The organism is Klebsiella sp. TF21-TM (genome assembly GCF_019753495.1).
Lineage (GTDB): Bacteria > Pseudomonadota > Gammaproteobacteria > Enterobacterales > Enterobacteriaceae > Klebsiella > Klebsiella quasipneumoniae.
The window spans coordinates 61,039-78,546 of sequence record NZ_JAIJYL010000012.1; the positions used below are offsets into that span (position 1 = coordinate 61,039).

Genomic DNA, 17,508 nt, shown 5'->3' on the forward strand with positions numbered 1-17,508 from the left:
CTGGTGAATAAATGGAGCGGCTCATCGTCATCATTGATGAAATTGACCTGCTCCCCTTTTTTACCCTAACAGGGTTTATATCTGCGATCAACTTCACATAAATTTACCGCCTAATTACAGAGTCCCAGAAAATAAATAAGTTCATTTCCTGCCGATCGCCCGGAAATTATTTCGTCGATGTTGTTCCATCGCCGGCGGTTAATTTCAGCAATTATTCGGTTCTTCCCGGAATAGCGCCCCGGCTATTTTTTAGCAAAAAAACACCCGACAAAAGTGGGTGATTGCGCTATAATCATAGCCACTTTCGGCTCTCAGCCGCTGTTTAAAGGACCAACGTCCTGTTTTTCGACGACATCACGAGGAACGTCATGCAACTGCCACACTGTCCAAAATGCGATTCGACTTACACTTATGAAGACAACGGCATGTACATCTGCCCGGAATGCGCCCATGAGTGGAACCCTGCCGAAGCCACGGAAGAAAACGACGTTCTGATCGTTAAAGATGCCAATGGCAATTTACTGGCCGATGGCGACAGCGTCACGGTAGTGAAAGATCTGAAGGTTAAAGGCAGCTCTTCGATGCTGAAAATCGGCACCAAAGTGAAGAATATCCGCCTGGTCGAAGGCGATCACAATATTGACTGCAAAATTGACGGTTTTGGCCCGATGAAGCTGAAATCTGAATTCGTCAAAAAGAACTGATTTATTTCCGGGCAGGCGACGCGATTATTTTCCCCTATCGCCGTCGCCGCTCCCGATATCCTCACTGCCCTTCGCCTCCCTGCGCATCCGGTTATTTATCCCGCCAGCCGCCGCTATTTACGCTGCCGCCTGCAGCACTATTCCCGCCCCATTTTCGCGCTGCCGTCTGGCTCAATCCCGCTGTGGGCGACTACGCTTTACGGGTTACGGTCACTGAGGTATTCACCATGTCCTTAAGTCCCTACCTTGCCTTTGCGGGCAACTGCGCCGAGGCGATCGCCTTCTATCAGCAGACGCTGGGCGCCGAGCTGATGTTTAAAATGACCTTTGGCGAAATGCCGCCTTCGGCGCAGGAAGCCTCTGACGGCTGCCCGTCTGGCCAGAAGATGGCGGATGACGCCATCGCCCACGCCAGCCTGCGCATCGGCAACGGCGAGCTGATGCTAAGCGACAGCGCCTTCGGGCCCGATGTGCATTACGCCGGCTTCACCCTCGTCCTCGATCCCAACGATGTCGCTGAAGGCCAGCGCTGGTTCGACGCGCTGGCGGTCGGCGGGCGCATTGAGATGGCCTGGCAGGAAACCTTCTGGGCCCACGGCTTCGGCAAAGTCGTCGATCGCTTTGGCGTCCCATGGATGATCAACGTGGTCAAACAAGGCTGACCTCGCCAGGGCGGCCTGGCCGCCCTGTCATCCGTCTGGCATTAACTCTTCATCCTTTAGTCATCATCACTTAACAGAACTGCAACATAAACCGGTCAGGATCGACTCACAACGCGAGGAGGCTCCTCGCCTATGCTGTGTGAGGCTTGATGACCATGCACCTGTCCAGACATCCGACCAGTTATCCCACGCGCTATCAGGAAATCGCCGCCCGGCTTGAGCAGGAGCTGCGCCACCACTATCGCTGCGGCGACTATCTGCCCGCCGAGCAGCAGCTGGCGACGCGCTTCGACGTAAACCGCCATACCCTGCGTCGGGCTATCGACCAGCTGGTTGAGCGCGGCTGGGTACAACGCCGTCAGGGCGTCGGCGTGCTGGTGCTGATGCGGCCGATCGATTACCCGCTCAATGCCCAGGCGCGGTTCAGCCAGAACCTGCTGGAACAAGGCAGCGATCCCACCAGCGAAAAACTGCTGTCGGTACTGCGCCCCGCCAGCGCGCACGTTGCCGAGGCCTTTGGCATTAGCGAGGGCGAGAATGTCATCCACCTGCGCACCCTGCGCCGGGTCAATGGCGTCGCCCTGTGCCTGATTGACCACTACTTTGCCGACCTGCGCTTCTGGCCGGTGTTGCAGACCTTCAGCCACGGCTCGCTGCACAACCTGCTCCGCGATCGGCTTGACGTCGAACTGACCCGGGTGCGCACCAAAATCAGCGCCCGTCGCGCGCAGGCGAAAGAGAGCAAGCTGCTGGAGATCCCCAATATGGCGCCGCTGCTCTGCGTGCGCACTCTCAACAGCCGCCAGGGCGAGCAGGCCGTCACCGAATACTCCGTCAGCCTGACCCGCGCCGACATGATTGAATTCACCATGGAGCACTGAATGCACTTCGATACCGCCACCCGCCAGCGCTGGATGTCCGTGCTGGCCCACAGTGAACCGCAAGATCTTCTGGCACGCATGCACGCCCTGCAGCTGGCGCCGGAGTATGAGCTGATCCGCTCTCCCGAGACAGGCCTGGTGCAGCTTCAGGCCCGGATGGGCGGTATCGGCGACCGTTTCTTCGCCGGCGACGCCACGCTCACCCGGGCGGCGGTACGTCTGGCCGATGGTACGCTCGGCTACAGCTGGATCTTAGGCCGCGACCGCCCGCACGCCGAACGCTGCGCGGCCATCGACGCCCTGCTGCAGTCGCCCCGCCATTTTCACAATTTAATGGAAACCCTGATAACCCCGCTGGAAGCGCTACGCAGCGCGCGCATTGAAGCCCGACGCGCCGAAGTCAACGCCAGCCGGGTCGACTTCTTTACCCTGGTTCGCGGAGATAACGCATGACCTTACAACCCGCTTTTACCCTGGCTGTGCAGGATGCCCAACACAGTTTTCGTCGCCTGCTGAAAGCGATGAGCGAGCCGGGGGTGATTGTCTCCCTGCAGCAGTTGCAGCACGGCTGGCAGCCGCTGAACGTCGCCTCCACCAGCCTGCTGTTGACCCTTGCCGATCACGAAACGCCGGTCTGGCTCGCCAGCGCCCTGCATAACGATCTGGTGGGACAGAATCTGCGCTTCCATACCGGCGCGCCGCTGGTGGACCAGCCGCAGCAGGCGGTCTTTGCGGTCGCCAATGACGGCATCAGCGCCGAGCAGCTCAACGTCCTCTCCGCGGGCACCGTCACCGCCCCGGAGACCGGCGTCACGCTGATCGTCCAGCTCGCCAGCCTGAGCGGCGGGCGCATGCTGCGCCTGACCGGGGCAGGCATTGCCGAAGAGCGAATGATCGCCCCTCAGCTGCCGGACTGCATCATTGACGAACTGACGGAGCGCCCGCACCCGTTCCCGCTGGGCATTGACCTGATCCTAACCTGCGGCGAGCGCCTGCTGGCGATCCCGCGCACCACCCACGTGGAGGTTTGCTAAATGTACGTTGCCGTCAAGGGCGGCGAGAAGGCGATCCGCGCCGCTCACGCCTTACAGGAACAGAAACGACGGGGCGATGGACGGCTTCCCGAACTGAGCGTTGACCAGATAAGCGACCAGCTCAATCTGGCGGTGGACCGGGTGATGACCGAGGGCGGCATCGCCGATCGCGAACTGGCGGCGCTGGCGCTCAAGCAGGCCAGCGGCGATAACGTCGAAGCGATCTTCCTGCTGCGCGCCTACCGCACCACCCTGCCGCGGCTGGCGGTTAGCGAACCGATCGACACCGCCGGAATGCGTCTCGAACGCCGCATCTCGGCAGTGTACAAAGATATCCCCGGCGGTCAACTGCTGGGCCCTACCTACGACTACACCCACCGCCTGCTCGATTTTACCCTGCTGGCGAACGGCGACGCGCCGTCTGTGCCGAAAGCCGATAGCGAAGCGCCGACCTCGCCGCATGTTTTCAGCCTGCTCACGCAGCAGGGGCTGGCGAAGGCCGAGGAAGATCGCGGCACACCGCCCGACGATATCACCCGCACCCCGCCGGTCTACCCCTGCTCGCGTTCTTCGCGCCTGCAGCAGCTGATGCGCGGCGATGAAGGCTACCTGCTGGCGCTGGCCTATTCGACTCAGCGCGGCTATGGCCGCAACCATCCGTTTGCCGGCGAGATCCGCAGCGGCTACGTGCAGGTGGAGATTGTCCCGGAAGAGCTGGGCTTTAGCGTCAATATTGGCGAGCTGCTGCTGACCGAATGCGAAATGGTCAACGGCTTCGTCGCCCCGCAGGATGAACCGCCGCACTTCACCCGCGGCTACGGTCTGACCTTCGGCATGAGCGAGCGCAAAGCGATGGCCATGGCCCTCGTCGACCGCGCCCTGCAGGCGGCGGACTATGACGAAGAGATTGCCGGTCCCGCCCAGGATGAAGAGTTTGTGCTGGCCCACGCCGATAACGTTGAAGCCGCCGGCTTCGTCTCGCATCTGAAGCTACCGCACTATGTCGATTTCCAGGCCGAACTGGCGCTGCTGAAACGCCTGCAACGGGAGAACGAACGTGGCTAACCCACTGACTGGCTATAACTTTGCTTATCTCGACGAGCAAACCAAGCGCATGATCCGCCGGGCTATTCTCAAAGCGGTAGCCATTCCCGGCTATCAGGTGCCGTTCGGCGGTCGCGAAATGCCGATGCCCTACGGCTGGGGCACTGGCGGCATCCAGCTGACCGCCAGCGTCATCGGCGAGAACGACGTGCTGAAGGTGATTGACCAGGGCGCCGATGACACCACCAACGCGGTGTCGATCCGCCAGTTCTTTAAGCGCGTGACCGGCGTCGCCACCACTGAGCGCACTGAAGACGCCACCCTGATCCAGACCCGCCACCGCATCCCGGAGACGCCGCTGGTGGAGGATCAGATCTTGATCTATCAGGTGCCGATCCCGGAGCCGCTGCGCTTTATCGAGCCGCGCGAAACCGAAACCCGCACTATGCACGCCCTGGAAGAGTACGGCGTGATGCAGGTGAAACTGTATGAAGATATCGCCCGCTTCGGCCATATCGCCACCACCTACGCCTACCCGGTGAAGGTCAATGGCCGCTACGTGATGGACCCCTCGCCGATCCCGAAATTCGATAACCCGAAAATGCACATGATGCCGGCGCTGCAGCTGTTCGGCGCCGGGCGCGAAAAGCGGATCTACGCCGTGCCGCCCTATACCCCGGTGGAAAGTCTCGATTTCGACGACCATCCGTTTACCGTCCAGGAGTGGGATGAGCCTTGCGCCATCTGCGGCTCGCGCCACAGCTACCTCGACGAAGTGGTGTTGGATGACAGCGGCCAGCGGATGTTTGTCTGCTCCGATACCGACTATTGCCGCCAGCAGAGCGAGGGGCAGAAAAAATGAGCCAGCCGTTACTTGCCGTCAATCACCTGACCCATCTCTATGCCCCGGATAAAGGCTTCCGCGACGTCTCCTTCGAACTGTGGCCGGGGGAAGTGCTCGGCATCGTTGGGGAGTCCGGATCCGGTAAAACCACCCTGCTGAAGGCGATTTCCGCCCGCCTGACGCCGCAGCGGGGCGAGGTGCTGTACCAGCAGCGCTCGCTGTACGCCATGAGCGAAGCCGAACGCCGCCGCCTGCTGCGCACCGAATGGGGGGTGGTGCATCAGCACCCGATGGACGGCCTGCGTCGCCAGGTCTCCGCCGGGGGCAACATCGGCGAACGGCTGATGGCCACCGGCGCCCGCCACTACGGCAACATTCGCGCCACCGCCGAAAAGTGGCTGCAGGAGGTGGAGATCCCGCCCTCACGCATCGACGACCTGCCCACCACCTTTTCCGGCGGCATGCAGCAGCGCCTGCAGATCGCCCGCAATCTCGTCACCCAGCCGAAGCTGGTGTTTATGGATGAACCCACCGGCGGGCTGGATGTGTCCGTGCAGGCGCGGCTGCTTGATCTGCTGCGCGGCCTGGCGGTGGAGCTGAATCTGGCGGTGGTGATTGTCACCCACGATCTCGGCGTCGCCCGCCTGCTGGCTAACCGACTGCTGGTGATGAAGCAGGGCCAGGTGGTGGAGAGTGGCTTAACCGACCGGGTGCTCGACGATCCGCATCACCCTTACACCCAGCTGTTGGTGTCGTCGGTATTGCAGAACTGACGCTGTTTGCCGGGCGGCGGCTGCGCCTTACCCGGCCTGCAGATGCGTTATTCGTAGGCCGGGTCAGCGAAGCGCCACCCGGCAACTCAACCCCGTGAGGGCTAACATGATCCGCGTTGAAAACATTCATAAAACCTTTGTTCTGCACCAGCAGCACGGCGTGCGTCTGCCGGTGCTGGCCGACGCCTCGCTGACCGTTAACGCCGGGGAGTGCGTGGTGCTCCATGGCCACTCCGGCAGCGGCAAATCGACCCTGCTGCGCTCGCTGTACGCCAACTATCTGCCGGACAGCGGCCATATTCATATCCGCCACGGCGACGAATGGGTCGATCTGGTCACCGCCACGCCGCGCAAGGTGCTGGAAGTGCGTCAAACCACCATCGGCTGGGTCAGCCAGTTTCTGCGGGTGATCCCGCGCATTTCGGCGCTGGAGGTGGTGATGCAGCCGCTGCTCGACCTCGGGAGGCCGCATGAAGCGAGCGCCGCCAAAGCCGCCCAGCTGCTGACCCGCCTCAACGTTCCCGAACGTCTGTGGCATCTTGCGCCGTCGACCTTTTCCGGCGGCGAACAGCAGCGGGTCAATATCGCCCGCGGTTTTGCGGTCGACTATCCGATCCTGCTCCTCGATGAACCCACCGCCTCACTGGATGCCAAAAACAGTGCTGCCGTGGTCGACCTGATCCACGATGCCAAAGCGCGCGGCGCGGCCATCGTCGGGATTTTCCATGACGAAGGGGTACGCCGCCAGGTCGCCGACCGGCTGCACCCCATGGGAATGACAGCATGATTATCAATAACGTAAATCTGGTGCTCGACGACGACGTGGTACACGGTTCGCTGGAAGTCCAGGGCGGTCGCATTCTCGCCTTCGCGGAAAGCCAGAGCCGGCTGCCGCAGGCGCTGGATGGCGAAGGCGGCTGGCTGCTGCCGGGCCTTATCGAACTGCATACCGATAACCTCGACAAATTCTTTACCCCGCGACCGAAGGTGGACTGGCCGGCCCACTCGGCGATGAGCAGCCACGATGCAATGATGGTCGCCAGCGGTATCACCACCGTGCTCGACGCCGTGGCGATTGGCGACGTGCGCGATGGCGGCGATCGTCTTGAGAATCTGGAGAAGATGGTCAATGCGGTGGAAGAGACGCAAAAGCGTGGTCTTAACCGCGCCGAGCACCGTCTGCACCTGCGCTGCGAGCTGCCGCATCACACCACGCTGCCGCTGTTTGAAAAGCTGATCGAGCGCGAATCGGTGAGCATGGTCTCGCTGATGGATCACTCCCCGGGCCAGCGCCAGTATGCCGATCGCAGCAAGTACCGCGATTACTATCAGGGAAAGTACCATCTGACGCATGACGAGATGGATCGTTTTGAAGCCGAGCAGATGGCCCTGGCCGCCACCTGGTCGCAGCCCAATCGCCAGACCATTGCCGCCATGTGCCGCGCCCGCCGTATCGCCCTCGCCAGCCACGACGACGCCACCGAGGCGCATGTGGCTGAATCCCACCAGTTGGGTAGCGTGATCGCCGAGTTTCCTACCACCCTGGCCGCGGCGCAGGCTTCACGTCAGCGCGGGATGCACGTCCTGATGGGGGCGCCGAATATCGTGCGCGGCGGTTCCCACTCCGGCAACGTCGCCGCCCACCAGCTGGCGAACCACGGTTTGCTCGACATTCTCTCTTCCGACTACTACCCCGCCAGCCTGCTGGATGCCGCATTCCGCATCGCCGACGCCGAGGATAACGCCTTCACCCTGGCGCAGGCGATCCGTCTGGTCAGCAAACATCCGGCGCAGGCGCTGGGCCTTGACGATCGCGGCGTCATCGCCGAGGGGAAACGCGCCGACCTGGTGCTGGCGCACCGTCGCGGCGAGCATGTCCACATCGACCATGTCTGGCGCCAGGGAAGGAGGGTCTTTTAATGCCGGGGAAACTGATTTGGCTGGTGGGGCCCTCCGGCTCCGGTAAAGACAGCCTGCTGGCGGCGCTGCGCCAGCGCGAGCACCCGCAGCTGCTGGTGGCGCATCGTTACATTACCCGGCCCTTTAACGCCGGTAACGAAAACCATATCGCCCTCAGCGAACATGAATTTTTTACCCGCGCCGAGCAGCATCTCTTTGCCCTCAGCTGGCACGCCAACCATACTTACTATGGCATTGGCGTGGAGATCGACCTCTGGCTGCACGCCGGCTTCGACGTAGTGGCCAATGGCTCCCGCGCCCATCTGGCGCTGGCGCGGGAACGCTACGGCGAGGTGCTGGTGCCGATCTGTCTCGCCGTCTCGCCGCCGGTGCTGCGCCAGCGGCTGGAGCAGCGCGGCCGGGAAAATGCGGTGGACATCGCCCAGCGTCTGGACCGCGCCGCGCGCTATAAGCCGGACGATTGCCTGACGCTGAATAACGACGGCAGTCTCCGACAATCGGTCGATGAATTTTTCCGCCTGCTGCGCAGCCACGCGGTGCGCGAAGCGGATCCGCTGATATAAACACAAGGTGACACGATGAGCCTGACCCTCCGCTTAACCGGCACCGGCGGCGCTCAGCTGGTGCCGGTCTTCGGCTGCGATTGCGCGGCCTGCCACCGCGCCCGCCGTGAGGAAAGCCATCGCCGCCGCCCCTGCAGCGGGGTGGTGACGTTCAACAGCGCAGTGACGCTGCTGGACGCCGGCAGGCCGGATCTGATGGAACATCATCCCGCCGGCAGCTTTCAGCAAGTGCTGCTAACCCACTATCACCTGGATCATGTGCAGGGGCTGTTTCCGCTGCGCTGGGGCGTGGGCGGGCCGATCCCGGTCTATGGCCCGCCGGACGACGCCGGCTGCGACGATCTGCTCAAGCACCCCGGCCTGCTCGACTTCAGCCATACCGTCACGCCGTTTGTGGTGTTTGAGCTGCAGGGCCTGCGGGTGACGCCCCTGCCGCTCAACCATTCGAAGCTCACCTTCGGTTATCTGCTGGAGTCGGCCCACAGTCGGGTGGCCTGGCTCTCGGATACCGCCGGGCTGCCTGACAAGACGCTGAAGTTTTTACTCAACAATCGCCCGCAGGCGATGATCATCGACTGCAGCCATGAGCCGCGCGCGCAGACCCCGCGTAACCACAACGATTTCACTACCGTTCGCGCCCTTAACCAGGCGATAGGCTGTCCGCGAGTGATCCTCACCCATATCAGCCATCAGTTTGACGTCTGGATGATGGATAACCCGCTACCGGAAGGTTTCGAAGCGGGCTATGACGGGATGGAAATAGTACTGGATTAAGCGTCGGTCTGCAGCGGGGCGATCAATAGTCATCGTCCAGACGACGCTGATCGCTTTCTAACTGGCGGCGATCGTCCAGCTGGCGTTGCCGATCGTCATACTGGCGCTGGCTGTCACGACTCTGCTGGCGGCTCCCTTGATAGCGCCCGTCATCATAACGGCCATCGTCGTTGTCTCTGTCGTCGTCGTCACTGGAACGGCTACTGCCCGGGTTATAGGCGTCGTTAATGGCTTGCTGAATATTGCCGATCGCGTCATCGATAATATCGGCGCGAGCGGCCAGGCTGGTCAGCGACAGAGTGCAAAAGAGCAGTGCGGTTGCGTAACGTTTCATCGGGGCCAATCTCATCAGAGTCCTGCCGCTACCTTAATCAACGGCATGCCGCCCGGGTAGCGGAGGAATCTCAAATCCTCGCGTACGCCGCGCTTAGCGCCTGCGCCAGCTGGGCGCGGGTAAAGGGCTTACGCAGCCACTCCACCTCCGGCAGGGCCGGGTTCTGCGCCGGGCGCAAATCCTGACCGCTGATCAGCAGTACCGGCAGCGCCGGAAAGCGGCGTCGGGCGGTATGGATCACATCGGCGCCGCTCAGCGCGCCGGGCAGCATCAAATCGCTGATCAACAGGGCGATATCCGGCGAGGCCTCCAGCAGCTGCAGCGCCTCTTCCCCGCTGGCGGTTTCCAGCGTCAACCAGCCCAGCTGATGCAGCTGCTCGCACAGCGTCTGGCGAACATCCTCTTCATCCTCCAGCACCAGCGCCAGCCGCTCTCCCGCCGGGATGGGTTCGTCTTCCACCGGCGCCACCGCCTTCCCGACCTCGGTCATCGCCCGGGGCAGCTGCAGCCGCACCGTCGTCCCCTGCCCCGGCGCGCTCTCCAGCGCCACCCGGCCGCCCGACTGGCGCACAAAGCCATACACCATCGACAGCCCCAGGCCGCTGCCGCTGCCGGTGGCTTTGGTGGTGAAGAAGGGTTCAAACACCCGGGCTTTCACCGCCTGCGACATGCCGCTGCCGTGATCGATCACCTCCAGGGCCACCATATCCTGCCGCTGGCCGCTGCTGCGAGTGACCCGCTGATTCCAGGTGCGAATTTTAATGACGCCCGTGCGCCCGGCCATGGCGTCGCGGGCGTTCATCACCAGGTTGATCAGGGCGTTTTCCAACTGGCCGACGTCTATCCATGCCGGCCATGCCGGCGACTGCGCCTCAATCTCCAGGCTCAAGGTCGCCGGCAGGGAGTGGCGCATCAGCTCGCTGAGGTTCTCCAGCAGCGGCGCCATCGCCACCGCCTGGGGATGCAGCGCCTGCTTGCGCGAAAAGGCCAGCAGCCGCTGGGTCAGAAGCGCCCCGCGTTCCGCCGCCTTCAGCGCCCTGGTGAGGCGCGGCGCATCCTGCGCATTCGGCTCCACCAGCTCAAGGCTGCCGATGATCACCGCCAGCAGGTTGTTAAAATCATGCGCCAGGCCTCCGGTCAGCTGGCCGACGGCCTTCATCTTCTGGCTGTGCAGCAGCGCCTCCTCCAGCTCCTGGCGCTTAATCCGATCGATCTCCATTTGGGTGGTCTTCTCTTTCAGCAGCCGGGTGGTATGCTCCAGCGACGCCGTATTGCGGGCGAAAACGTTAAAGGCGCGCGCCAGTTCGCCCAGCTCGTCGCGCCGCTGCAGGGCCGGCACCGAGACGTTCGGCTCTCCCTGAGCCAGCCGCGACATCGCCCGCGAGATAGCGGTCAGATTAGAGCCCAGGTTACGGTAGATGTACCACCCGGCGCAGCCGGTGATCGCCAGCGCCAGCAGCGCGGAAAGCAGAATAAACATGCTGATGGAGCGCAGCTCCCGATGGCTCTGCGCCGCCCGCTGTTCGGAGGCTTCCGCCACCCGGGTCACGTACTGATTGATGTCGTCGTTAAGCAGCGCGACCAGCGCTTTGATGTGGTACATGTACCAACTGATCGTCAGGTCGCTCTCCTCCAACTGGGCCGACAGCGGGGCAAGTTTCGCCAGCTCCCGGGTGACGTCGGGGAGAACAAACGCCAGCGCGGGATCGGCGCTATGGGCCGGCAGGTCGCCGCGCAGCTGGTCGAGCTGCAGGACGATCGACCGCGGCGTGACGGTATGGATCGCGGCGACGATCAGCCGGTCCATCTCGGCCAGCCGGCGAGGATCGATCGTCCGCTCCCCGCCGCGATCGTTAAGATCGGCGAGATGGCGCAGGTTGCTCTGATTCTGGTAAAGCGAACTCAGCAGCGCATTGCGCTGCAGATGGCGGCGCTGGCCGCGCTCCAGCATCTCCGCCACGCTCTGCTGCAGCGCGTTGCTGCGGCGAATAATACTGGCCACCAGCGCCTGCTCCTGCTGCGCCAGCGGGGCCGCCGCCAGCTGGGCCAGCGAGTGCTTCAGCGCCTGCTGCGTCGCCAGCAGCCGTTCCGCTTCGCTTTTGTACTCCAGCGCGCCCACCACCTGCGACAGGCGCACCGCCGCCGTGGCGACATTCGCCGTGTCCCGCGCCAGATCCATACTGCCGCGCATATCGTTGAGGGTCTGGCGCTGCACCTGCTCCTGCAGCTGGCTGGCGTGGTGAAAGCCGAACACCGCCACGCCGCTCACCAGCAGGGTGACGACCACCATCAGCAGATTAAAGGAGAGCAGGCGGCCACGGGCGCTGGTGAAAAACGGGTGTCGGCGAGCGGTCATAGCAACTCCGGTGAAGGAACGGTCGGCAGATAAGCGTGACGGTGCAGAAAATGACGCCGCGTAACTGTGATCGCGGTTAACTATTTATCACTATGACAAATATGAATGGATTCTGACATCCTGCATTTATTTTCCGGTGGTGGACTGCAGCTATTGTTCTCGCAGACAGGAGCGCCGTGATGACCGCCACCCCGGTACTGGAAATGCGCCATATCGCCAAAGCTTTTGGCAAATTCTACGCGCTGAAGGGCGTCGACCTGACGGTCTGGCCCGGCGAGATCCATGCCCTGATGGGGGAAAACGGCGCCGGAAAAAGCACGCTGATGAAGATCCTCGCCGGCGCCTATACCGCCACCAGCGGCGAGATCCTGATCGACGGGAAACCGCAAACGATCCGCGGCCCCAAGGACGCGCTGGCCGCCGGGATCACGTTGATCTACCAGGAGATGCAGCTGGCGCCGAACCTGACCGTCGCGGAAAACATCTTTCTCGGCAGCGAGCTGGCGCGCGGTGGCCTGGTGCAGCGCAAAGCGATGCTCAGCCAGGCGCAGGCGGTGATCGACCGTCTCGGCGCCCAGTTCAAGGCCAGCGACCGGGTGATGACCCTGACCATCGCCGAACAGCAGCAGGTGGAGATCGCCCGCGCTCTGCACCGTCAAAGCCGCATTCTGGTGATGGATGAACCCACCGCCGCCCTCTCCTCGCGGGAAACCCAGCGCCTGTTCGACCTCATCCTGCGCCTGCGTGACGAGGGGATGGCGATCATCTATATCAGCCACCGCATGGCGGAAGTGTATGAGCTCTCCGACCGGGTCAGCGTCCTGCGCGATGGGCAGTATGTCGGCAGCCTGGTGCGCGACAAGCTCAATGCGCCGGAGCTGGTGCGCATGATGGTCGGCCGTCCGCTCAGCGATCTGTTCAATAAAGAGCGCGATATTCCCCGCGGCCAGCCGCGCCTGCGGGTCGAGGATCTGACCGATGGCGGCAAGGTTAAGCCCAGCAGCCTGGTGGTGCATGCTGGCGAAATCGTCGGCCTCGCCGGGCTGGTCGGCGCCGGACGCTCCGAGCTGGCGCAGCTGATCTTTGGCGTGCGCAAAGCCACCGGCGGGGTGATCGAGATCGACGGCGAGCCGGTGGTGATCCACTCGCCGCGCGAAGCCATCGACCATGGAATCGGCTTTCTGACCGAAAATCGCAAAGAGCAGGGCCTGTTTCTCGAACTGGCGGCCCAGGAAAACATCACCATGGCGACGCTGGAGCGCGACGCGACCTGGGGGATGCTCAATCGCCGTAAGGCGCAAACTATTTCCGATGACGCCATCCAGCTGCTGAACATCCGCGTGCCGCACGCCCAGGTGCGCGCCGGCGGACTGTCCGGCGGCAACCAGCAGAAGCTGTTAATTTCGCGCTGGGTGGCGATTGGCCCACGCATTCTGATCCTCGATGAACCCACCCGCGGCGTCGACGTCGGCGCGAAAAGCGAGATTTACCGCATCATGAACGACATGGCGCGCCAGGGCGTCGCTATTCTGATGATCTCCAGCGAACTGCCTGAAGTGGTGGGCATGAGCGACCGGGTCTATGTGATGCGCGAAGGGACTATCGCCGGCGAGCTGCAGTCCGGCGATATCAGCCAGGAACAGATCATGACGCTGGCCACCGGCGTGAACGATTCTCACCTTAAGGCAGGGCAACTATGAGCATACCGAAAGAGACCTCCGCGCCGGTCGCGACATCCGCTTCGGCGAAAAAAATGCTGATGGGCGACCTGATGCAGACCGTCGGCATTCTGCCGATCCTCATCCTGATCGTCGCCGTTTTCGGCTTTATCGCCCCCAACTTCTTCACGGAAAGCAATCTGCTGAATATTACCCGCCAGGCCTCGATCAACATTGTGCTGGCGGCGGGAATGACCTTCATCATCCTCACCGGCGGCATTGACCTCTCCGTCGGCTCCATTCTCGGCACCACCGCGGTGGCGGCAATGGTGGTCTCGCTGATCCCGGAGTTGGCGTTGCTGTCGATTCCGGCGGCGCTGATGCTCGGCCTGCTGCTTGGGCTGTTCAACGGCGCGCTGGTGGCCTTCGCCGGGCTACCGCCGTTTATCGTCACCCTCGGCACCTATACGGCGCTGCGCGGCGCCGCCTATCTGCTGGCCGACGGCACCACGGTAATCAACTCCGATATCAGCTTCGAGTGGATCGGCAATGACTACCTCGGCCCGGTGCCGTGGCTGGTGGTCATCGCCCTGGCGGTTATCGCGGTGTGCTGGTTTATCCTGCGCCGAACCACCCTTGGGGTGCATATCTACGCGGTGGGCGGCAACATGCAGGCGGCGCGGCTGACCGGCATCAAAGTCTGGCTGGTGCTGCTGTTTGTCTATGGCATGAGCGGCCTGCTCTCCGGCCTTGGCGGGGTGATGAGCGCCTCCCGGCTGTACAGCGCCAACGGCAACCTCGGGGTCGGCTACGAGCTGGACGCCATCGCCGCGGTCATTCTCGGCGGCACCAGCTTCGTCGGCGGCATCGGCACCATCACCGGTACGCTGGTGGGGGCGCTGATTATCGCCACCCTCAATAACGGTATGACCCTGATGGGGGTCTCCTACTTCTGGCAACTGGTGATCAAAGGGGCGGTGATCATCATTGCGGTGCTGATCGACAAATACCGTACCCGACACCATCAAAGTGCATAACAACACCATCTTACCTGCGAGGAAAAGCGAATGCGTTTAAAACCGATAGTCACCGCGCTGTGTGCTGGCGCGCTGCTGGCCGCCTCCCCCTTTGCGTCGGCCAAAGAGCTGAAAGCGATAGGCGTGACGGTGGGCGACCTTGCCAACCCGTTTTTTGTGCAGATCACCAAGGGCGCGGAGCTGGAAGCCCGCAAGCTGGCGGGGGATAACGTCAAAGTGACGCTGGTCTCCAGCGGCTACGACCTGGGCCAGCAGGTGGCGCAGATCGACAACTTTATCGCCGCCAGGGTCGATATGATTATCCTCAACGCCGCCGATTCGAAAGGCATTGGCCCGGCGGTGAAGCGGGCCAAAGAGGCCGGGATCGTGGTGGTGGCGGTTGACGTTGCCGCCGAAGGGGCCGACGCCACCATCACCTCCGATAACACCCAGGCGGGCGAGCTGGCCTGTAAATACATTAGCGACCGTCTGAACAACAAAGGCAACGTGGTGATCATCAACGGGCCGCCGGTCTCCGCCGTACAAAACCGCGTCGAAGGCTGCGAAACGGAGTTCAAAAAACACCCGGATATTAAAATTTTGTCCTCCAACCAGAACGCGAAAGGCAGCCGGGAAGGCGGACTGGAGGTGATGACCTCCCTGCTGGCGGCCAATCCGAAGATTGACGGCGTGTTCGCGATCAACGATCCGACGGCGATTGGCGCCGATCTGGCGGCGAAACAGGCGCAGCGCAGCGAGTTCTTCATCGTCGGCGTCGACGGCAGCCCGGACGGCGAAGAGGCGCTGAAGCGTAAGAACTCGCTGTTCGTCGCGACGCCGGCGCAGGATCCGCAGGTGATGGCGGCGAAGGCGGTGGAAATTGGCTACAACATCCTGCAGGGCAAACCGGCCCCAACCGCGCCGGTGCTGATCCCGGTGACCATGATCGACAAAAACAACGTCAGCTCTTACAAAGGCTGGACCGTGAAATAAGCGCAACCGGGCGCACAATCGTTCCGTCGATTGTGCGCTACGCTTAACAGGTATGACGGCGCGGAGTAGCGATCATGGAACGCAAAGGCATCATTGCCGCAGGCAACATGCTGGTCGATCATGTTCACCAGATCAGACAGTGGCCGGAGCGCGGCTGGCTGGTGGAAATTATTCACAGCGAACGCGCCACCGGCGGCGCGCCGCTGAATGTCCTGCTGACCCTGGCCAAAATGCACGCCGGACTGCCGCTGCAGGCGGTCGGCCTGATTGGCGAGGATAACGATGGCGACTACATTACCGCCATGCTCGATCAGTACCATATCAATCGCCAGCTTGTGCAGCGCACCAGCTCCGCCCCCACCTCAATGACTCAGGTGATGACCGACGCCGAAGGCCAGCGCACCTTCTTTCACTCTCCCGGCGCCAACCGCCTGCTTGACCTTCCGGCCTTTGAGCCGCTGGATGCGCCGCTGAAAATTTTCCATCTCGGCTATCTGCTGCTGCTTGAGAGTCTCGATCGCCCCGACGAAGAGTACGGCACCCGCAGCGCGCGGTTGCTGGCGCAGATGCGCGAGCGAGGCTATGAGGTTTCCCTCGATCTGGTGTCGCGCAAGGGCGACCCGCGCTACCGCCCGCTGGTCCTGCCGGCGCTGGCGCATCTTGACTACCTGACCATCAATGAGCTGGAAGCCAGCGAGTTTAGCGGGCTGGAGATTCGTCTACCCAACGGCGAGCCGCACGTCGCCCATATCGCCCGCGCCGCCAGCGCATTGCTTGACGCAGGCGTGCGCCAGCGAGTGGTGATCCACTGTCCGGAGGGGGCATGGGGCGTCTCCCGTACCGAAGCCGGGCGCTGGGTACCGTCATGGCGGCTGCCGCCGGAGGAGATTGTCGGCAGCGTCGGCGCCGGAGATGCCTTCTGCGCCGGCCTGCTGTACGGCAGCCACGAACGCTGGCCGTTAACCGACAGTCTGCAGCTGGCTCATGCCTGCGCCCGCGCCAGCCTGCAGGCCGCCAATGCGATCGACGGCGCCAAAACGCTCTCTGAGCTGCAGGCGTTTATTCAGTTGCAGAATAGTGAGAGGGGTTAACACCGCCAGCAATGGGCAGGCCGGTTAGACAGCCCCCGCCCTACGCCGCCTTCTCGCTGTGGGTCACGTCGGCGGAAAAGACATAGCCCAGGCCGCGCAGCGTTTTAATCAGCGTCGGCTGATGCGGGTTCAATTCGATTTTGCGCCGCAGGCGCATGATCAGCACATCGATGGTGCGATCGAACACCTCGGTGCTTTCGGTATGGGTTAGCGCCAGCAGCTGTTCACGGTTCAGCACCCGGCGGGCGTTCTGCGCCAGCGCCAGCAGCAAACCGTATTCTCCCTGAGTCAGCGGGATCGCCTGCTGCTGTGGGTTATACAGCTCACAGCGGGTGGTATCCAGCCGCCAGCCGTTGAACGTCAGGCCGGCGACGCCGCCCGGCGCCTCGCTGGCCAGCGCCCCGCTGCGCCGCAGCACCGCCTTCACCCGGGCGACCACCACCCGCGAACTGAACGGTTTGGCGATGTAATCATCGGCGCCCATCTCCAGGCCCACCACCACATCGGACTCGCTGCCCAGGCCGGAGAGCATCACCACCGGCAGCTCAGGCCGCGTGCGCTGCAGCTGCTGGAGCACCTGCAAACCATGGGTATCCGGCAGGATCATATCCAGCAAAACCAGCGCGATGTCCGCCCGCTGCGCCACCGTCGCCAGCGCGTCGCCGCCGGTCTGGCAGACCAGCACCTCAAACGCGTGCGCGCCGAGCACATCGCTGAGCAGCTCGCCCATCGCTATGTCGTCATCAACCACTAAAATGACCGGTTTCATCTTTGCCTCTGCCCGCGGGGGAGTTAGTGTCAGTCTGATCGATTCTGCAAGGCTGCGCCGACAAATTCCTCTTACGGTGACATTTTTTCAAG

The 17,508-nt window shown here is 62.7% G+C and carries 19 protein-coding genes; 16 read left to right on the plus strand and 3 right to left on the minus strand.

Annotated features, from left to right (window positions below; genetic code table 11):
- The first annotated feature begins 368 nt into the window (after positions 1-368).
- The 12 genes from K5R89_RS13475 (at position 369) to phnP (ending at position 9,199) form a co-directional block, all read left to right on the plus strand.
- The gene (locus tag K5R89_RS13475; RefSeq protein ID WP_023291672.1) at positions 369-704 is read left to right on the plus strand and encodes a zinc ribbon domain-containing protein YjdM; all 336 of its coding nucleotides are present in this window, start codon (positions 369-371) and stop codon (positions 702-704) included.
- A 227-nt stretch (positions 705-931) separates the two neighbouring features.
- Positions 932-1,366 carry a VOC family metalloprotein YjdN gene (yjdN, locus tag K5R89_RS13480; RefSeq protein WP_023291671.1) on the plus strand — a complete coding sequence of 145 codons (435 nt, stop codon included), beginning with the start codon at positions 932-934 and terminating at the stop codon, positions 1,364-1,366.
- Between the two features lie 155 nt (positions 1,367-1,521).
- The gene (gene phnF / locus K5R89_RS13485) at positions 1,522-2,247 is read left to right on the plus strand and encodes a phosphonate metabolism transcriptional regulator PhnF (RefSeq protein WP_023291670.1); all 726 of its coding nucleotides are present in this window, start codon (positions 1,522-1,524) and stop codon (positions 2,245-2,247) included.
- A complete protein-coding gene (phnG, locus tag K5R89_RS13490; protein ID WP_032454588.1) occupies positions 2,248-2,700 on the plus strand; it encodes a phosphonate C-P lyase system protein PhnG in 453 nt (150 codons plus the stop codon).
- Complete coding sequence (phnH, locus tag K5R89_RS13495; RefSeq protein WP_008807244.1) at positions 2,697-3,281, plus strand: phosphonate C-P lyase system protein PhnH; 585 nt, start codon at positions 2,697-2,699, stop codon at positions 3,279-3,281. The genes phnG and phnH overlap by 4 nt, the downstream gene beginning before the upstream one ends.
- Complete coding sequence (locus K5R89_RS13500; RefSeq protein ID WP_023291667.1) at positions 3,282-4,346, plus strand: carbon-phosphorus lyase complex subunit PhnI; 1,065 nt, start codon at positions 3,282-3,284, stop codon at positions 4,344-4,346. It abuts the gene before it with no gap.
- Positions 4,339-5,187, plus strand: a complete 849-nt coding sequence (locus K5R89_RS13505; protein WP_002885202.1) for an alpha-D-ribose 1-methylphosphonate 5-phosphate C-P-lyase PhnJ — start codon at positions 4,339-4,341, stop codon at positions 5,185-5,187. Before K5R89_RS13500 ends, K5R89_RS13505 begins: the two co-directional genes overlap by 8 nt.
- Positions 5,184-5,942, plus strand: coding sequence for a phosphonate C-P lyase system protein PhnK (phnK, locus tag K5R89_RS13510; protein WP_023291666.1), 759 nt, complete (start codon positions 5,184-5,186; stop codon positions 5,940-5,942). Before K5R89_RS13505 ends, phnK begins: the two co-directional genes overlap by 4 nt.
- 106 nt (positions 5,943-6,048) lie before the next feature.
- A complete protein-coding gene (gene phnL / locus K5R89_RS13515; RefSeq protein WP_110237804.1) occupies positions 6,049-6,729 on the plus strand; it encodes a phosphonate C-P lyase system protein PhnL in 681 nt (226 codons plus the stop codon).
- A complete protein-coding gene (phnM, locus tag K5R89_RS13520) occupies positions 6,726-7,862 on the plus strand; it encodes an alpha-D-ribose 1-methylphosphonate 5-triphosphate diphosphatase (protein WP_023291664.1) in 1,137 nt (378 codons plus the stop codon). Before phnL ends, phnM begins: the two co-directional genes overlap by 4 nt.
- Positions 7,862-8,425, plus strand: a complete 564-nt coding sequence (gene phnN / locus K5R89_RS13525) for a ribose 1,5-bisphosphokinase (protein WP_023291663.1) — start codon at positions 7,862-7,864, stop codon at positions 8,423-8,425. Before phnM ends, phnN begins: the two co-directional genes overlap by 1 nt.
- 15 nt (positions 8,426-8,440) lie before the next feature.
- On the plus strand, positions 8,441-9,199 hold the full coding sequence (phnP, locus tag K5R89_RS13530) for a phosphonate metabolism protein PhnP (protein ID WP_101989609.1): 759 nt from the start codon (positions 8,441-8,443) through the stop codon (positions 9,197-9,199).
- A 22-nt stretch (positions 9,200-9,221) separates the two neighbouring features.
- On the opposite strand, the gene yjdP is transcribed toward phnP, so the two are convergent.
- Positions 9,222-9,533 carry a DDRRRQL repeat protein YjdP gene (gene yjdP / locus K5R89_RS13535; protein ID WP_217259473.1) on the minus strand — a complete coding sequence of 104 codons (312 nt, stop codon included), beginning with the start codon at positions 9,531-9,533 and terminating at the stop codon, positions 9,222-9,224.
- 70 nt (positions 9,534-9,603) lie between these two features.
- Positions 9,604-11,889, minus strand: a complete 2,286-nt coding sequence (locus tag K5R89_RS13540; RefSeq protein WP_217259472.1) for an ATP-binding protein — start codon at positions 11,887-11,889, stop codon at positions 9,604-9,606.
- A 179-nt stretch (positions 11,890-12,068) separates the two neighbouring features.
- Here K5R89_RS13540 and K5R89_RS13545 point away from each other — a divergent pair, with 179 nt between their 5' ends.
- From K5R89_RS13545 to K5R89_RS13560, 4 genes are all read left to right on the plus strand, one after another.
- A complete protein-coding gene (locus tag K5R89_RS13545) occupies positions 12,069-13,589 on the plus strand; it encodes a sugar ABC transporter ATP-binding protein (RefSeq protein ID WP_048296446.1) in 1,521 nt (506 codons plus the stop codon).
- Positions 13,586-14,584, plus strand: coding sequence for a ribose ABC transporter permease (locus tag K5R89_RS13550; protein WP_023291658.1), 999 nt, complete (start codon positions 13,586-13,588; stop codon positions 14,582-14,584). Before K5R89_RS13545 ends, K5R89_RS13550 begins: the two co-directional genes overlap by 4 nt.
- A gap of 30 nt (positions 14,585-14,614) precedes the next feature.
- Positions 14,615-15,556: an ABC transporter substrate-binding protein gene (locus tag K5R89_RS13555; protein ID WP_032454582.1), complete on the plus strand. Its 942-nt coding sequence runs from the start codon at positions 14,615-14,617 to the stop codon at positions 15,554-15,556.
- A gap of 74 nt (positions 15,557-15,630) precedes the next feature.
- Entirely contained in the window at positions 15,631-16,647 is a 1,017-nt protein-coding gene (locus K5R89_RS13560; RefSeq protein WP_032454581.1) for a carbohydrate kinase family protein, read from the plus strand.
- A gap of 40 nt (positions 16,648-16,687) precedes the next feature.
- Here K5R89_RS13560 and K5R89_RS13565 read toward each other — a convergent pair whose 3' ends face one another.
- The gene (locus K5R89_RS13565; RefSeq protein ID WP_044525150.1) at positions 16,688-17,416 is read right to left on the minus strand and encodes a response regulator; all 729 of its coding nucleotides are present in this window, start codon (positions 17,414-17,416) and stop codon (positions 16,688-16,690) included.
- Positions 17,417-17,508 lie beyond the last annotated feature (92 nt).

Excerpts from the sequence above, each read along its gene's own strand:
- K5R89_RS13475 (WP_023291672.1), top strand. The coding sequence starts at position 369 with ATGCAACTGCCACACTGTCCAAAATGCGATTCGACTTACACTTATGAA.
- yjdN (WP_023291671.1), top strand. The coding sequence starts at position 932 with ATGTCCTTAAGTCCCTACCTTGCCTTTGCGGGCAACTGCGCCGAGGCG.
- phnF (WP_023291670.1), top strand. The coding sequence starts at position 1,522 with ATGCACCTGTCCAGACATCCGACCAGTTATCCCACGCGCTATCAGGAA.
- phnG (WP_032454588.1), top strand. The coding sequence starts at position 2,248 with ATGCACTTCGATACCGCCACCCGCCAGCGCTGGATGTCCGTGCTGGCC.
- phnH (WP_008807244.1), top strand. The coding sequence starts at position 2,697 with ATGACCTTACAACCCGCTTTTACCCTGGCTGTGCAGGATGCCCAACAC.
- K5R89_RS13500 (WP_023291667.1), top strand. The coding sequence starts at position 3,282 with ATGTACGTTGCCGTCAAGGGCGGCGAGAAGGCGATCCGCGCCGCTCAC.
- phnK (WP_023291666.1), top strand. The coding sequence starts at position 5,184 with ATGAGCCAGCCGTTACTTGCCGTCAATCACCTGACCCATCTCTATGCC.
- phnL (WP_110237804.1), top strand. The coding sequence starts at position 6,049 with ATGATCCGCGTTGAAAACATTCATAAAACCTTTGTTCTGCACCAGCAG.
- phnM (WP_023291664.1), top strand. The coding sequence starts at position 6,726 with ATGATTATCAATAACGTAAATCTGGTGCTCGACGACGACGTGGTACAC.
- phnN (WP_023291663.1), top strand. The coding sequence starts at position 7,862 with ATGCCGGGGAAACTGATTTGGCTGGTGGGGCCCTCCGGCTCCGGTAAA.
- phnP (WP_101989609.1), top strand. The coding sequence starts at position 8,441 with ATGAGCCTGACCCTCCGCTTAACCGGCACCGGCGGCGCTCAGCTGGTG.
- yjdP (WP_217259473.1), bottom strand. The coding sequence starts at position 9,533 with ATGAAACGTTACGCAACCGCACTGCTCTTTTGCACTCTGTCGCTGACC.
- K5R89_RS13540 (WP_217259472.1), bottom strand. The coding sequence starts at position 11,889 with ATGACCGCTCGCCGACACCCGTTTTTCACCAGCGCCCGTGGCCGCCTG.
- K5R89_RS13545 (WP_048296446.1), top strand. The coding sequence starts at position 12,069 with ATGACCGCCACCCCGGTACTGGAAATGCGCCATATCGCCAAAGCTTTT.
- K5R89_RS13550 (WP_023291658.1), top strand. The coding sequence starts at position 13,586 with ATGAGCATACCGAAAGAGACCTCCGCGCCGGTCGCGACATCCGCTTCG.
- K5R89_RS13555 (WP_032454582.1), top strand. The coding sequence starts at position 14,615 with ATGCGTTTAAAACCGATAGTCACCGCGCTGTGTGCTGGCGCGCTGCTG.
- K5R89_RS13560 (WP_032454581.1), top strand. The coding sequence starts at position 15,631 with ATGGAACGCAAAGGCATCATTGCCGCAGGCAACATGCTGGTCGATCAT.
- K5R89_RS13565 (WP_044525150.1), bottom strand. The coding sequence starts at position 17,416 with ATGAAACCGGTCATTTTAGTGGTTGATGACGACATAGCGATGGGCGAG.